General features: G+C 33.0%; 18 protein-coding genes. 10 read left to right on the top strand and 8 right to left on the bottom strand.

Annotated features, from left to right (window positions below; all coding sequences use genetic code 11):
- Window positions 1–101 precede the first annotated feature (101 nt).
- From DFQ03_RS01085 to DFQ03_RS01075, 3 genes are read left to right on the top strand one after another with little or no spacing between them, the layout of a single operon-like run.
- Window positions 102–434 (top strand): YtxH domain-containing protein, encoded by a 333-nt coding sequence (locus tag DFQ03_RS01085; RefSeq protein ID WP_133671190.1) that lies wholly within the window; start codon window positions 102–104, stop codon window positions 432–434.
- On the top strand, window positions 435–782 hold the full coding sequence (locus DFQ03_RS01080) for a phage holin family protein (protein ID WP_133671189.1): 348 nt from the start codon (window positions 435–437) through the stop codon (window positions 780–782).
- A gap of 6 nt (window positions 783–788) precedes the next feature.
- The gene (locus DFQ03_RS01075) at window positions 789–983 is read left to right on the top strand and encodes a hypothetical protein (RefSeq protein WP_133671188.1); all 195 of its coding nucleotides are present in this window, start codon (window positions 789–791) and stop codon (window positions 981–983) included.
- An 89-nt stretch (window positions 984–1,072) separates the two neighbouring features.
- On the opposite strand, the gene DFQ03_RS01070 is transcribed toward DFQ03_RS01075, so the two are convergent.
- Both DFQ03_RS01070 and DFQ03_RS01065 read right to left on the bottom strand, forming a co-directional pair.
- Complete coding sequence (locus tag DFQ03_RS01070; RefSeq protein ID WP_133671187.1) at window positions 1,073–1,540, bottom strand: Dps family protein; 468 nt, start codon at window positions 1,538–1,540, stop codon at window positions 1,073–1,075.
- Window positions 1,541–1,645: 105 nt separating this feature from the next.
- Window positions 1,646–2,251 carry a DUF2652 domain-containing protein gene (locus DFQ03_RS01065; protein ID WP_133671186.1) on the bottom strand — a complete coding sequence of 202 codons (606 nt, stop codon included), beginning with the start codon at window positions 2,249–2,251 and terminating at the stop codon, window positions 1,646–1,648.
- Window positions 2,252–2,504: 253 nt separating this feature from the next.
- On the opposite strand from DFQ03_RS01065, the gene DFQ03_RS01060 reads away from it, so the two are divergent.
- Complete coding sequence (locus DFQ03_RS01060) at window positions 2,505–3,581, top strand: DNA topoisomerase IB (protein WP_133671185.1); 1,077 nt, start codon at window positions 2,505–2,507, stop codon at window positions 3,579–3,581.
- 22 nt (window positions 3,582–3,603) lie between these two features.
- On the opposite strand, the gene DFQ03_RS01055 is transcribed toward DFQ03_RS01060, so the two are convergent.
- Window positions 3,604–3,816 carry a hypervirulence associated TUDOR domain-containing protein gene (locus DFQ03_RS01055; RefSeq protein WP_133671916.1) on the bottom strand — a complete coding sequence of 71 codons (213 nt, stop codon included), beginning with the start codon at window positions 3,814–3,816 and terminating at the stop codon, window positions 3,604–3,606.
- Window positions 3,817–4,083: 267 nt separating this feature from the next.
- On the opposite strand from DFQ03_RS01055, the gene DFQ03_RS01050 reads away from it, so the two are divergent.
- From DFQ03_RS01050 to DFQ03_RS01040, 3 genes are all read left to right on the top strand, one after another.
- Window positions 4,084–4,326 (top strand): hypothetical protein, encoded by a 243-nt coding sequence (locus tag DFQ03_RS01050; protein WP_133671184.1) that lies wholly within the window; start codon window positions 4,084–4,086, stop codon window positions 4,324–4,326.
- A 49-nt stretch (window positions 4,327–4,375) separates the two neighbouring features.
- Window positions 4,376–4,825 carry a ferritin-like domain-containing protein gene (locus tag DFQ03_RS01045; protein WP_133671183.1) on the top strand — a complete coding sequence of 150 codons (450 nt, stop codon included), beginning with the start codon at window positions 4,376–4,378 and terminating at the stop codon, window positions 4,823–4,825.
- 193 nt (window positions 4,826–5,018) lie between these two features.
- The gene (locus DFQ03_RS01040; RefSeq protein WP_166637416.1) at window positions 5,019–5,681 is read left to right on the top strand and encodes an SOS response-associated peptidase family protein; all 663 of its coding nucleotides are present in this window, start codon (window positions 5,019–5,021) and stop codon (window positions 5,679–5,681) included.
- On the opposite strand, the gene DFQ03_RS01035 is transcribed toward DFQ03_RS01040, so the two are convergent.
- The gene (locus DFQ03_RS01035) at window positions 5,678–6,715 is read right to left on the bottom strand and encodes a helix-turn-helix domain-containing protein (protein ID WP_133671181.1); all 1,038 of its coding nucleotides are present in this window, start codon (window positions 6,713–6,715) and stop codon (window positions 5,678–5,680) included. The two genes, DFQ03_RS01040 and DFQ03_RS01035, sit on opposite strands and share 4 nt — an antisense overlap.
- 255 nt (window positions 6,716–6,970) lie before the next feature.
- Here DFQ03_RS01035 and DFQ03_RS01030 point away from each other — a divergent pair, with 255 nt between their 5' ends.
- Window positions 6,971–7,153, top strand: coding sequence for a membrane protein (locus DFQ03_RS01030; protein WP_036150642.1), 183 nt, complete (start codon window positions 6,971–6,973; stop codon window positions 7,151–7,153).
- Between the two features lie 73 nt (window positions 7,154–7,226).
- Here DFQ03_RS01030 and DFQ03_RS01025 read toward each other — a convergent pair whose 3' ends face one another.
- Both DFQ03_RS01025 and DFQ03_RS01020 read right to left on the bottom strand, forming a co-directional pair.
- Window positions 7,227–8,783, bottom strand: a complete 1,557-nt coding sequence (locus DFQ03_RS01025) for a DUF748 domain-containing protein (protein WP_133671180.1) — start codon at window positions 8,781–8,783, stop codon at window positions 7,227–7,229.
- Window positions 8,784–8,864: 81 nt separating this feature from the next.
- The gene (locus DFQ03_RS01020) at window positions 8,865–9,275 is read right to left on the bottom strand and encodes an arsenate reductase family protein (RefSeq protein ID WP_133671179.1); all 411 of its coding nucleotides are present in this window, start codon (window positions 9,273–9,275) and stop codon (window positions 8,865–8,867) included.
- Window positions 9,276–9,408: 133 nt separating this feature from the next.
- Between DFQ03_RS01020 and cls the strand changes: the two genes are divergently transcribed.
- On the top strand, window positions 9,409–10,833 hold the full coding sequence (gene cls, locus DFQ03_RS01015) for a cardiolipin synthase (protein ID WP_133671178.1): 1,425 nt from the start codon (window positions 9,409–9,411) through the stop codon (window positions 10,831–10,833).
- Window positions 10,834–10,892: 59 nt separating this feature from the next.
- The gene (locus tag DFQ03_RS01010; RefSeq protein ID WP_133671914.1) at window positions 10,893–11,459 is read left to right on the top strand and encodes a hypothetical protein; all 567 of its coding nucleotides are present in this window, start codon (window positions 10,893–10,895) and stop codon (window positions 11,457–11,459) included.
- 12 nt (window positions 11,460–11,471) lie between these two features.
- On the opposite strand, the gene DFQ03_RS01005 is transcribed toward DFQ03_RS01010, so the two are convergent.
- Complete coding sequence (locus DFQ03_RS01005) at window positions 11,472–12,995, bottom strand: GH3 family domain-containing protein (protein WP_133671177.1); 1,524 nt, start codon at window positions 12,993–12,995, stop codon at window positions 11,472–11,474.
- Between the two features lie 1,053 nt (window positions 12,996–14,048).
- Window positions 14,049–14,804 (bottom strand): sulfite exporter TauE/SafE family protein, encoded by a 756-nt coding sequence (locus DFQ03_RS01000; RefSeq protein ID WP_133671176.1) that lies wholly within the window; start codon window positions 14,802–14,804, stop codon window positions 14,049–14,051.
- Between the last annotated feature and the right edge of the window lie 18 nt (window positions 14,805–14,822).

Below are 14,822 nucleotides of genomic sequence, written 5' to 3'. Positions count from 1 at the left end.
TTTTGAGTTAAGTAGTTGTCCCTTTATTATAGACATTTGTAAGGCACGATAAGTAATAGTTTATCATGTATAAAAAAAACGTTTAATCTAAAATATATAATATGAACAATAGTGGAAATACATTATTAGCAATTATTGCAGGGTCTGCCATAGGTGCAGCTTTAGGAATTCTTTACGCACCAGATAAAGGTGAGAACACAAGAAGATTGATTGCTGATCAAGCAGCTGCTACAAGAGATAATTTTGCAGACAGTGCAGTTGATCTTAAAAACAGAGTTGCTTCTAAAATGATCGATGAAAGAGAAACTTTAGATACGAGAGTAGAATCTTTAGTATCTGATTTAAGCTACAAAACAGAAGATGTAATTTCAACTTTAGAGAAGAAATTGTCTGAGTTGAAAACAAAAAATAAGAAACTGCAGAAAACAGTATAAATGGGAGTTATTGAATCACTTAACGAAACGTCTAATAAGGCAATTGATGTAGGAGAGGTTTACTATAAGAAAACCCAAGAATACTACAGGCTAAAAGTGTTTCAACAATTAACAATGACCACCGGTATGCTGCTAAAAATGGCAGTTATAGGTGGTCTTGCTTTTTTGGCACTTATATTTATAACTGTAGCCGGTGTCGTTTTCTTGGCGAATGTTCTTGAGAGTATGGTAGGCGCTTGTTTAATTGCCGGAGCTTTGTTTATAGTGTTCTTAATTTTAGCTTATGTTTTTAGAGGTAAAATTGACAACATGCTAGTAAAAAAGCTATCTGTTAAATTCTTTAATTAAGAAGATATGTACAAAAATTTTGAGGAAATAGAGTTCAATTTAAAGCGCTTGAAATTAGAGCGGGAAATTGCTTTAGAAGAGCTAAAAGGATTGAAACAAGATGTACAAGAAGATTTGAGTCCGTATAACTGGGTATCGACCGCATTCTCTGCAGCCAAAAAATTTGGTATGTTATATTTAATGCGTAAAGTCGTAAAATAATATACAATGAAGATTGCATTGGCAATCTAGTTGAAAGCAAAAAGCACCTTTTTAAAGAGGTGCTTTTTTATACTGTATTTATTGTAATTTTATTCTTTAGACCAGGCGTCAAGCATCCAACTTACTTTTTCGATTTCACCGATATATGCTCCGATCATATCAATAGTTCCTTCATCTCCACCAGCTTCAGCTTTCTTAATAACTTTATTCATTTGCTTCAATAGAGCTTCATGTTGATTTAAAATATGATCAACCATGTCAGTATCAGCAATTAGAGAAGAGGTCTCTTTTATTGAAGACATTTCAAAATACTTAGAAAACTCGCTAGTTGGGTTATGTCTTAAGGTTAAGATACGCTCAGCGATTTCATCAATCTTTATTCTTGCATCGGTATATAGTTCTTCAAACTTAATATGAAGATCAAAAAAGTTCTTTCCAGAAACATTCCAGTGATATCCTCTTAGGTTTTGGTAATATAAATTGTAATCTGCCAGTAGTGTGTTCAATTCATCTACTATTGGCTTAATATCTTTTGATTTTATATCTAAATAGCTCATAATTTTTGTTTAATTAATCTATTACAAAATTAAATAATATTGAAGATTATCATTGACTCAGAAGACTCAATGATGAACGTTTTACAGTTTTGAAAAATGGGAGACTTATTCTTCTACCAAAGGTTTTAAGTTGATATATGAGTAGTTAATTTCACCCACGTGATCGTACTCTGTAGAATTTTGCTTTAATGAGCCCCAATCGAACTGATCGTTTAAATTGTTCTCTTTGTAATAATTGGTCAAACCTTCGGTCAACAGTAGATACTCGCTTAACCTTACTTTGTTTTTTAAAAGCTTGTGAGCAATTATAAGGTCTTCACCAAAGAGTTTTATGCTGTTGCCAACTTTGGTCAAAGCAATTTCTTTACCGTAATGTAGTATGATTTTTAAGCCGAGTATATCGGGTATCGATTCGGCATCTTTATTTTTTCTATACTTTTTTCTGAGGGCATCTAGCTCTATGTAGAACTCTGTATAAAAAATGCGGCACTGTTCAATAAGCTTTTCTAAGCTTGGCATTTCTCCGGTTTTAAAGAACAGAACGGCATCGCCTTCAATTTCAGAAACTTTAAGTCCGATTTTATTCGTGTAGATAATTTGATTTAGAAGCGCAGGAATGATTTTAGAACTTAATTCAAAATCTGTTTCGCTCATAAACTCGGTAAAGCCGCTTATGTCTGGTATACATATTAACATTGGTTCTCCTTTCATAAGCAATGGATATTTATATAAGGAAAGGTATATAACTTCAGCGATTAAAAAGAATCCGTATAGTAAAAATTCTACCGCAATCGAACTTTGTATAAGTGATTTATAAGATTGATAAAAGAAGTTTTTAGACTACAAAAGAGTTTTATAGAACACGTATATAGCAACCCGATTCATTATTTTTGTTTGAACTTGTGCAGAAAATAATGAACAAAATTTTTCGGTTTGTGCACTGTTAGACCAAAAAAAATAATAGATGAATTATTCAGAACTACTGGCGAGTGAACCACATGATGTCGCTGCACATATGCATTTAAAATATGTAAATAGAGAAGCACTATCTATTCTGCGCATTAAAGAGAAAGACCAATTTCTGTATCTACTAAAGAATAAACCACTCAGTAAAGAAGCTGAATTATCTAGAATTAAAAAACTGGTAATTCCACCGGCATGGCAAGATGTAAAAATTGCACCGATAGCCAACGCACATTTACAAGCAGTAGGTTTTGATATGAAACATAGACTTCAATACCGTTATCACGATTTGTGGTTACGGGTGAGAAACAGAACCAAGTTTTTAAGAATGCATCAATTTGGGGAAGCTTTACCCATTATCAGAAAAAAGGTAGATGAAGATTTACAATTAGAAGGATGGCCTAAAGAAAAAGTTCTAGCACTAATTGTAAGGTTAATGGAAGAAACCCATATTCGTATAGGTAATCAGCAATATGCAAAACGAAATAAAACTTATGGCTTATCAACCTTAAGAACAAGGCATTTAAAAACCAGTAAGAATAAGCTAAAGTTTGAATTTACCGGTAAGAAAGGGAAAAAACATAGTATCTCTTTAAATAATAGAAAATTACGCAAGTTAGTATTGCAATGCGAAGAAATACCGGGTTGGGATCTTTTTCAATTCTTTGATGAAGATGGTATTAAAACGGGAGTTGACAGTGGTATGGTCAATGAGTATTTACAAGATATAAGCGGAGAGCTTTTTACTGCGAAAGATTTTAGAACATGGTCTGGTACGCTAATATTTTTTGAATCGCTTATAGAAAATGAACCTTCTGATGCTGAGAGTGAAATTAAAAAGAATGTTATAAAAGCATTTGATGATACTGCTAAAGCATTGGGTAATACTAGAAATGTATGTAAGAAATACTATGTGCATCCATTTGTAGTCAATAAGTATGAAAAGAGAGAACTGAGCGATATTTTTGAGAGCGTAGAAATCACTTCTTATTCAGAATATCAAACTGCAGCAGAAAAAGTATTAATTAAGGTAATAGCAGATTTTAATCCGTTATTGAATTTAGATACAAAGAAGTAGTGGTTGAAATCTTATATGTAAATTAATCGGCACGTTCAACTTCGCTTTCGCTCTTTAGAACATAGTCGCCATCTTCTTGTTGTATGTAAAGTGCTTTATCATCATCGCTACCATTTCTTGTAACTTCATTTCCTTTGATGGTCTTTGTTGTTTTTGAAGTATATGTTTCTATAATTTTACCTTTGGCAGTGCCATTACCCCAAGACCATTTTACTGTTGTACCTTTTCTTATCATCCAAATTCTTTTATCGTTTGTGCTTTCCATCACCGCTAGTATTTTGGAGAACCAAGTGATGGAAAAAACCATTTAGAGTAGCACAAACTTGAGAACTAATTTTATACTACAAGTTCTATAATTTTCTTCTTTATTGTGTGGCAAGGGCATTATATTTTTAACCTTAAAGCTTTGAAAATTAACCCTATTGAAAGGAGTTAATGCTATATTTTTTCAAGATAAAAAGTACATATAATCGAATATATATTTGTCATCAAAACTAAACAGATGATACAATTAATTGCAGGTATATCTATTATAATAGGATTAGGATTCATCGGCTTATTGTTAAGAGATTTTGTCGTTGACAATATGAACAATGATAACAGCAGTAATCAAGAAGATGCGTTTTGCGAAATTGATATGGAGCATGTATTAATGTATTCAGATAAGGCAAAAGGTAAAGATGTTACCGAGTTAAAGAGAAAATTACAAGATTTTAAGAATAGAAATAAATTTTACAAGATGTAATTGTGATTAACATCTCTAAATAAAAATCACATCATTAAAACTATATAAAATGAGTACATATACAGAAGAAGTAGGAAACAAGTTGAATGAACTTTTAGAAAAAACATATGATGCCGAAAAAGGATTTAAGAAGGCAGCTGAAAACACTGATAATGTTCAATTGAAAGCTTTTTTCGAAACAAAGGCAAAGCAACGTTACGATTTTGGCCATGAATTAAAGGCAGAAATCAAAACATTTGGGCAAGAAATTGATAAAGGCGATAGCATGGCTGGTAAGGCACATAGAGCCTGGATGGATGTAAAAGCACTATTCTCTCTAGACAACGCAGAAGCAATGTTAGAAGAGGCTATTAGAGGCGAAAAAGCAGCTATAGAAGAATATGAAGATGTTTTAGAAGACACATCGTTGCCTTCAACGACCGCTACCATTTTAAGAAGTCAAAAAGAGGCTATTAAAAACGGACTTTCAAATATTAAAATGTTAGAAGACATTAGATAAATCCATGTTTTACGAATTCTAGAAGAGGCTATTTTTAGCCTCTTTTTTTGTGCTTATTTTTAGGAAATATCAACCTCTTTTTTAATGCGTTATCTTTTTATGTTTCTGCAATAAGAGAGCTATGGTTATTTGACGAACTTTATGTTTAAAGCAAATGATTGATATGTATTTTAAAATTTCGAATACAGCAAAGATGAAGGAGATAGAGCGAGATGTAAATGCTTTGTTCAAATATCCAAATTTATACACTCCGCAAGTAGTTATTAGCGGCTTGACCGAAGTCTCAATACCCATAATTACAATGAATGAGCCTAATGCTGTTAATTTGGCCATCTGGGGTTTGTTGCCGAGTACTTTTAACGATGATTGGGAGCTCTTTCAAAAGCTGACCAATACCTTGACCATCTCTGCCCAAAAAATAGATTCGAATATGTGGTATCATGATTCGTTTAAGAACTGTCGGTGTATAATACCCGTTACTGGTTTCTTTACTTCTGTATTGAAAAACGGAGAAATATATCCATACCACGTGAGTAGTAAAAATGGTGGAATATTATACTTAGCAGGAATTTATACCGTTCTAGATGATGGGTTTATTACCTGTTCTTTACTAACTGGTCCGCTCGAAAAAGATGTAGTAAATTACCAAAACCTAGTAGATTATATGCCCGTAATTATAGACCATGAAGATAAATATGAATGGCTTTCAGAAGATACTAAAATAGAAAGGGCGCAAATGATATTGCAGCCGCCACATAAAACAGATTTAGAAATAAGACCTATTGCAAAAAATCTATTTAATCAAGATATTTCGTATGACAGCATGTTAATGCCCTATGAGTATCCAGAAAATTAGCGCAAAGAAGCATTCTTATTTTTTAAATGCTTTCTATAGTCTGTTGGCAGAACATCATAAGCTTCAAAGAATATTTTAGAGAAGTAACTTCTACTCTTTATTCCAATCGCATATACAATTTCAGATACCGATAAATCGGTATTTTTAAGGTAATCTTTCGAGATTTCTAATTTCAACTGCCTTACATATTCGTTAACGGTTTTAGAATACAGAATCTTAAATCCTAATTGTAGTTTCTTGGGGCTTAATCCAGATTCTGCGCTTAATATTGTTATAGATATAGTTTCGGAAATATGCTCTAATATATAGGTAGTCAACTTGTGAATCTTTAGAATATCCTCTTTAGAAATAGCTTCAGGTAAATTCATGTTTTCTTCAAAATTTTTATGTTCTAATAACTGTAGCGATAGAATAAGATAAAGCCTGCCTTCTAGTGAAAGAGACCTTAGCAATCCGTTAGTTGTATCTATATCGTTTAGTAACTTGATTTCATCTGCAATTCGTAAACTAAAACTGCCACCGTGTTGAAAAGTAGCCTCTCCTTTACTATCATTAAATAATGACACCAACAATTGATTTAATTGAGAGACATTATTATGTTTCTTTTTTAAATATTCTTGACGGTTAATCCGTATAAAATTGATTTTTAAATTCTCGTTCTTCGGAAACAAAAATGTTTTTTCGGCATCTCGTTTATGCGATATAATCGTATTCTGAAATTGCTCTAATCTGGTATAAGAATCTGTATTGTTCTCACTATACTCAAAATACCCGCTTGTAATAAAAATGAACTCAATTGGTGCTAGGTCTTTAGTGTCAAAAACAATCTTAGTTTCTTCATTCAGTTTTATATTACAATCAATAAGAGACACTCCCCAATTAAAATCGATGGTTCTTAATGCTCCTTTACCAATAGTAGTATTAAAAGTTAAAACACTTTCACCCCAATCTTCTACAAGATTACCCTGTATACATTCATGTATTTGAGTAAACATATCGCTAGACTTAGAACTATTTATGGTTAACTTTTTCATTGTTTTATTTTATGTACAATGGCAATTGTACCTTACAAAAAAACTAGAAAAAAGAGAATAACCTTGACACTTTTAAAATGTTAATTGACACATATGCGGTTTTCGTAGATGAGTTAATATTCATTTTTTTATAACTAAGCGCTCTCTGTTAAAACCTTCATATTTGCAATGACAGGTATGGGAAACTATTTCGTTAACAAGTAAACCTTTATACCTAAATATTTAAATGTTAACCTAATTATTAAAATCTATATTATGAAAAAGTCACTATTAATGATCGTATTTGCATTTGCTACAATGAGCATTGCAACAAGCTGTAGAGAAGAAAAAACTACAGGAGAGAAGATTGAAGAAGGAATGGACGATGTTGGAGATGAAATCGAAGATGGAGCTGATGAAGTTGAAGACGCAGTAGAAGATGCTACTGATGACAACTAGTATGAAATATTGCTATGAAAAGAGAAGCCAGGTAGTTTACTACCTGGCTTTTTTAGTTTTATAATATTTCGGTTCAATCTTTCTTTCCATTTCCTGTTAGTACATCTAAAAGACCATCTTGTAAGTTGATCCACAGATAATTAAAAAATGATTTATTCTGTACACGTTCGGTCTCTATATCACCATATCTGTACCCATCATCATCTGTTTTTGATCCATCGTTTATAAATAAATTACCTATAAATGAAAGTACTTTCTTTACTCCGTTTCTTTCTTTATTAAGTACCTGAAATTTAAAATCTTCGTACCTCATTTTAATATCTCCCGTAGCAACATACTCGTCACCAGAAATGGTAAAGTAAAGCTGGTCGATAGTACCTGTAGTTTGGGTTCTTAAATTGGGTACAAGAAAATCATTTAGACTTGAGGTGTTGAAATTAGATAATCCGCCAGAAATTAGAAAAGTACTTCGGGGATCATAAACATCAAATTGCCAATTAAGATGAAATTTCCCTGTCCCCATTAAATCGGCATTAAGCTGAATTTGAACAGGCTCTTCAACATTTGTTTTATTGGATAAATTAGTGATTTCGGCATCTAAATTTTCAAAACTCAATGCACCTGCCTTAACATTATTAGGAATATTCTCTTCATAGACAATTGCCCCTTTTTCGATAAAAACGGAGTCAATTGCTACTTTAAAAGGCAGTTTTTGCAATAATTTACCATAAAGTGGCTTATTTGTAAAATCTTCTAATCTAGATTTATCACGATATATTTCTAATTTAGGCTGTGATAGCAAAAGTTCTTTGAAGTTTACGTGTAGCGAATCGTTTGAAACCAAGTAATTATGCTCATCTACTTTTATCTCAGGAATAGATAAATAAATATGATCTCTTTCATAGGCAATTTCCCTACTTAATTCAACTTTAGAATATATAGTAGAAAGTACTATATCTGTAATATCGATAGTAGCATTATTCATAACCAATGATGCCATTTCAAGCTTTTCAAATTCACCTAATGGAGCGTTGAAGTTTTGAATTTCGATGTTGTAATCGGTAAATGTGAACGGAACATATTTTTTTATAACATCGGGATCGGTAGCTACTTTTTTAAGGGAAAGGTTTATTTGATTAACTGCAATGAGTGCTACTTCTTCATTAGAGTCCCAAATTTCAATCTTACCGGCATCGAATATAATTTCTTCAACAAATATCTCTTTCAAAAGATTAATGGGGTTGCTTTTATTGGCAACTACATTATCTGATTCTTTTGGGCATGTCTTGAAACTTAGATGAGGTTTGTTAAGGGTTAGAGATTTAATGTAGATAGCGTTCTGAAATAGAATTTTCCAATAGTCAAATCCTTCGATAGAGAGCATTTCGGCATTCACCTTTATTTCGCAAGAAGAAGTCTGCTTGCCCAAACTAACTACGGCTACATTTTCGAACGCTATGTTGCCTTTCATAAGACTAATGGTCAATCGATCGTATGAAAAATCTATATGATCGGGCACTTTTCTTTCTAAAAAGCTAATGACCTCTTTTTTCATTTTCCATTCGGCAAGCATATACCCACCAATGCAGAAAATACTAACGAAAACAAGCCATTTTAAAATTTTGGACATAAGGTATATTTAAAGCAATGTAGTTAGAAGTTCAGAAAACCTTATGTTTCAAAATAAGTTATATGCTATTTGAAAACGCTGTTACTTATAAGGCTTTTCTATACCCGCACTATCGGGGTCCATATATTGCTTAAAGTCTGATGCACTTGTAAGCTCAATAAAGTCTTTACCTTTTATAACAATGGCATTTTTCAGAAAACTAGGGTTCTTATTTAAAATTTTCAACCAACCGTCATCATCAAGATCAACAGATGATTTACCATATGCTTCTTTGAAATCTGGGTGCTCGGTATTCACCAAGTCAGAAATGTTTTTGTTGAGTCCGTCAGCTAATTCAGCCCATTGCGTGCCCGTAACGTTCGTCTTAGAAATATCTATGGTTAAATGATCTTTACCCGAAGATTCAACATAGGCGTTCAATTGCTTACCAATTGAATTTTGCGAACTATAATATAAGGTTATCTGTTTTTTGTCCATAGCGATTACTCCCATTACTTTTTTTTAAAAGTACTCACAACTAGAGGTAGTAATTAACTCTTTTGATACTAAAAGTATCTTGATAGGTTTAATCAAACTAGGGCTTAAGCAAATTATAGTATCTTGTTAAGGAACAAAATAATTAATTATGAATACTGTTTTTTGGCTTGCTTACATAGCGGTAACTTTATGGAGTATAGTCAATATTATCTTTAATGGATCTAGAGCGACCAAGATGGTTAGTTGGTCTTTAACTGTGATAATTTTTCCTTTTTTAGGTCCGTTGTTATACTATTTGTTCGGTATTAACAGAAGAAAATTTAAACTCTTTAAATTAAAGCAGACCGAAAAAAGAAGACTGTATTCAGAAACCCATAAAGAACTTGAGGGCGGTGAGCAGAGTGTACATGAATTTGAAGACTATAAACACGATAAATTAGCATCGCTCATTCGAAAAAACAGTTATTTCGCTCCTTATGAAGGTAATAATATCACCTTGTTAAATAGTGGTGAAGAAACGTTTGGAGCTATATTTAAAGCCATAGAAGAAGCGAAAGATTTTATACACCTACAATATTACATTTTAGCAGAGGGCATGCTTTTAGATAGGTTTTACGAGCTATTTGAGAAAAAGGTTAAAGAAGGTGTTGAAATTAGAATGTTGTACGATTCTTTTGGAAGCAATTCTATGCGTGGCAAAAGAGTAAAACGGTTTATAGATATTGGGGTCAAGGCATTTCCGACGATGCCAATTCGTTTCGGAAATCTATTATTTACCCTTAATTATAGAAATCATAGAAAAATTATAATCATTGATGGTAATGTTGGTTTTACCGGCGGATTTAATGTGTCTGATAAATACATGAAACCAATATCTGAACTTGGTGTGTGGCAAGATTTGCATCTAAAAATTGAGGGTCCTGCGGTAAACAGTTTACAGCGTGTATTTGTGAAAGATTATCATTTTGCGGGTAAGGAAGAATTGTTGCTTCAAGACAAATATTTTCCAAAAGTTGAACCTCAAGGTGATACGGTAACACAGATAATTTCAAGCGGACCAGATTCTAGATATCCGGCAATCATGCAGCAATACTTGGCAATGATCAATATTGCAACGAAACGTATTTGTATTGCTAATCCGTATTTTATTCCCGGCGAACCGGTTTTAGAAGCCATTAGAATAGCAGCGCTAAGCGGAATAGAAGTTACCTTATTGACCCCTAAAATATCAGATTCTTTATTGGCTCAATATAGTATGTTTTCCACTTTTGAAGCATTGTTAGAAGTGGGTGCCAATATTTACTTGAGACCTGATTTTTCGCACAGTAAGGTCATCATTATCGATGGAGAAATAGTATCTGTAGGTTCAGGTAATTTTGACTATCGAAGCTTTGAGCACAATTTTGAGACTAATGCTATTTTGTATGATAAAGAAAAAGCTTCTGAAATAGAAGGGCTATTTACAAAACATTGTACCGAAGAGGCGAAGGTAGATTTAGAAAAATTTAAAAATAGATCACCGTTCAGTAAATTTTTAGAAGGTCTCGCCAAATTTTTTAGTCCGCTACTTTGATAAAACTCCTACATATACAAAAATTGAACTATTTAATCTTAATACTATTAAGTTACAATATGGTTGCATCTGCACAACATACAATACCTAATGAAATAACTGAAGAAGCAAAAATTGCTCTTTCTCACTATCCTGAACTTGCCAATACCAAAATTGAATTCAAGTTTAAAAAGAATATTAAAAAGTCAACCATGCAGGCACAACCTTCATTTTGGAGTGTTTTCAAATCAAAAAAAAATAGGTCTTATAAAATATTGATTAGTGAAAGAATAAAGATTGCCGATTCGGTGTACTATACCAAAGACATTCCGTCAGAAATTATGATAGGGTGGTTAGGTCATGAACTCGGTCATGTTATGGATTACCAGCAGCGAAGTGGGTTTAATTTAATAGGATTTGGCTTTAAATACGTAACCTCAGAGAATTATATACGAGCGGCAGAACGCCGCGCAGATTCTTTTGCGGTTACACACGGTATGGAAAGTTATATTCTTGCCACTAAAGAGTTCATTTTAAAGAAAGCAGGATTAACGCAAGCATATGTAGACCGTATTAAAAACCTGTACCTGTCTCCAGAAGAAATTATGTTATTGGTTGAAGAGAGAGATGCGACTCTTGAAGAATAAGAGAAACAAATTTTAATGATGTTTTTCAACAAAAGCTTCCCATTCGGCAAACTTTTCTTCTTTCATTACGCGTTCCATTTTTACTTGTCCGCCTTTCTTTTTATTGCTATCGTTCCAATCGTAAAATATATCGGGATTAATAGTAAAAACTTTTACTCCTTTAAGTGCTTTAGAACGGGCAACCTTATAGTTTTTGTTTGCAGCTTTTAAAGACACATCTAGTTTTTGAGCTATAACTTCGGCATCTTGAGTCGCCGTAGTACCTAAATACCAAGTGTGGTAAAATCCGTCTTCATACTTCTTTGCACAAAGGGTGTATTCAGGGACTTCGATATCAAAAGTTTCCATAATATCTTGTAGGGCATCATCAAGTTTATTAACCGATAATTGAGAACCTACCGTATTTAGAAAGAACTTGGTACGACCCGTAATTTTTATTTCAGCACGCTCTACATCAGTAAACTCAATAGTGTCACCAATCAAATAACGCCATGCACCACTAACGGTGCTTATAATCAATACATAATTTTGACCGGTTTCAACCTCAGAAAGAGTAAGTGACGGAGCATCTTGTGCAAGTGACCCATCTTCTAAAATATAATCAGGATTAAAAGGAACAAATTCAAAGTAGATTCCATTATCCGTAACCAATTTCATGGCGTCGGTTTCTGGTCTAGCTTGAAAAGCGATAAACCCTTCGGAAGCCAAATAGGTGTCAATTACCGTTACCGGTTTACCCATTAAGGCATTAAAACTCTTTTCGTACGGACCGAATGCTACTCCCCCAGATGTATATACCTGCAAGTTGGGCCAAATCTCGTGAATGTTGTTGAGGTTATGTTTTTTAATAACTTCTTTTAGCATCAGTTCTATCCAAGAAGGAATTCCGCTAAGTGCGCCAATATCCCAATCGGCAGCCTTTTCGGCAATTTTTGCTACACGTTCGTCCCAGTCATCAATTTTGGCAATTTCTTTTCCAGGTTTGTAGTATCCGCTAAACCACGATGGTATGTTACTTGCACTTATGCCGCTAATCTCACCTTCTAAATGGTCATTGTTTTCGACTAAATCTGTAGAACTCCCCAACATTAAAATTCCCGTTTCAAAGAAATCTGCCGGAAGGTCAAAATTAGAAATTGCCAAAACTTGCTTGATTCCTGCCTGCCTAATAGTATTTATCATAGCATCGGTGACCGGAATGCGTTTGCTTGTTTTACCAGTAGTACCAGAACTCAATGCAAAATAATCTGGACTACCAGGCCACGTTACATCGGTCTGATTTTCATGTAATTTATGCCACCATTTTTCATTGATTTGATTATAATCGAAATAAGGCACGGCATCACGAAATGCTTGCTGTGGATAATCACTTTCTAGAATATCTTTAAACTCATAGGCTTTACCAAAAGAAGTATCTTTTGCTGTTTCTAAAAGGTTTTTCAGCACTGCTTTTTGATCTTCAATAGGGTTGTCATCACCAGTAATTTTGTCGGTAATATCGATAACTCCTTTTATAAAATTTCCTATGATATTCATGTGTAGCAGTATTTCTAGGTTAGTATTGCTAAATTACTGGTTACGTGGGTTAAAGATTAACCCTAATATGAAATATGTGGACTTTATTGGGTTAGGGACGATGGTCGTTTCTTTAGCCTAATTTACGCTTTTAGGTTTTCTTGAACAATTACTAATTATACTTTGAAGAATATAGGTTAAAATGTAAATGATTTAGTTATGTGAAAATCACCTAAAAATTAATTTAAATCTTTTTTAGGAGAAGTATTTATTTAAGCAAACTTAATTTATGCATTTATATATGTATACTTAAATTGTTGTTTTTAAGTGTGTTGAAGTAAGTTTTTGATATTTGTATTTAACAAATTGTTCTTTTTGAAACATGTAATTGTTGATAACCCTGTTAAAAGCTAAAAGAGCTTAATACGTTTATCAGGTGGCACAAAATGTACCTTTGTAGTACTGCAGATTGTAATAGGGCAGAACGTTCATTAAAGCCAATCTGTGAAGACGGTAGAGTTTGTAAAGAAGGAAATACAAATGAAAAAAGCCAAAAGGTATCTCACACCATTTGGCTCTTAGATGATTTTACTTAAGACCTTAGATTACCTTTTAAAGAAAATGGAAAAACTCGTTTGGTTATTTCAAATTCTAGCGGCAATTTTTGTAGTTCTAGAGAAACTACGAAATATGAAAAAGCCCTAATTTACTCATTAACATTTAAACAAAAGACTGCAATTCAATTGTGGTCTTTTTTATTTAAAATAGTTTGTTTAATCAAGCTATTTTAAAAATGTTTTGTAATTGTTATACTTATGGCAAATGTATAAATTAAAATTTATCGATATAATTTTTTTTGATATTATTATACAATTTAGGTCACTCTTTGAGAACCGCCATATAATTAAGGTTTCCCGTAAATTACTTTTCAAGTACTATAATAAGAGTTAATAACTTTTTTAAGCTATTTACATTTATTAAAGTTACGTAGAAATTAAAACCTTATTAATCCAATTGTAAGATTTACATCATCCAAAGCTATTTTCAAAATAAATCAAACCTATAGATACAACTCTAACTAAGCATAATCAGAACCGCACCCACGGCAGTAAGTACCAGAATCATCTTTCTGAAAAATGCTTCTTTAATGTATTTGATGAACTTTACACCAACGAAGAAACCCAATAGAATTCCTGGTAAAAGCATTAGGTTTAAGGTTAACGATTCTAATGTAATAGTTTTCCAGATGAAAAAGTGGAAGGGGAGTTTAAGAATGTTTATGATCAAGAATAACCAGGCGGCGGTACCTATAAATTGATTTTTAGGTAAGCGCATGGCTAAAAAGTAAATATTTGAAAAAGCCCCGGCTAAATTGCCGACCATGGTCGTAATTCCTGCAATGGTACCAATTGCTCCGGCAAATGTCCAATGCGAAGGTACGTTCTTATCTTTTTTACGATCCCAATAAAACATCATAACTACGGTAATGATAATTATGGTCGCCATACCTATTTTAAAAAACTTCTCGGGTAATTCATTTCCAATGAAAACACCAATGAGTAATCCGAAAACCATCCACGGTAGTACTTTAAAAACATACTTCCATTGCGTGTATCTATTGTAGTAGATAACGGCAAAAATATCGGCAAGAACAAGTAAGGGTACGACCATACCTGTAGATTGTTTTGCACCAAATGCCAAAGCCATTATAGTAACGTTCAAAACAGCAATACCTTTAATGCCCGCTTTTGATAATCCTATAATAAATGTCGCAATTGAAGCAAGGATCCAAGCGGTTGGGGTAATTTCAGTAGTTATTGATAGAAGCACGTGGTACGTTTAGCGTAT

This window comes from Maribacter caenipelagi, assembly GCF_004364175.1.
Lineage (GTDB): Bacteria > Bacteroidota > Bacteroidia > Flavobacteriales > Flavobacteriaceae > Maribacter > Maribacter caenipelagi.
Note: the sequence above shows the minus strand (reverse complement) of the source record. Positions and strands in the feature narration are given on the sequence as shown.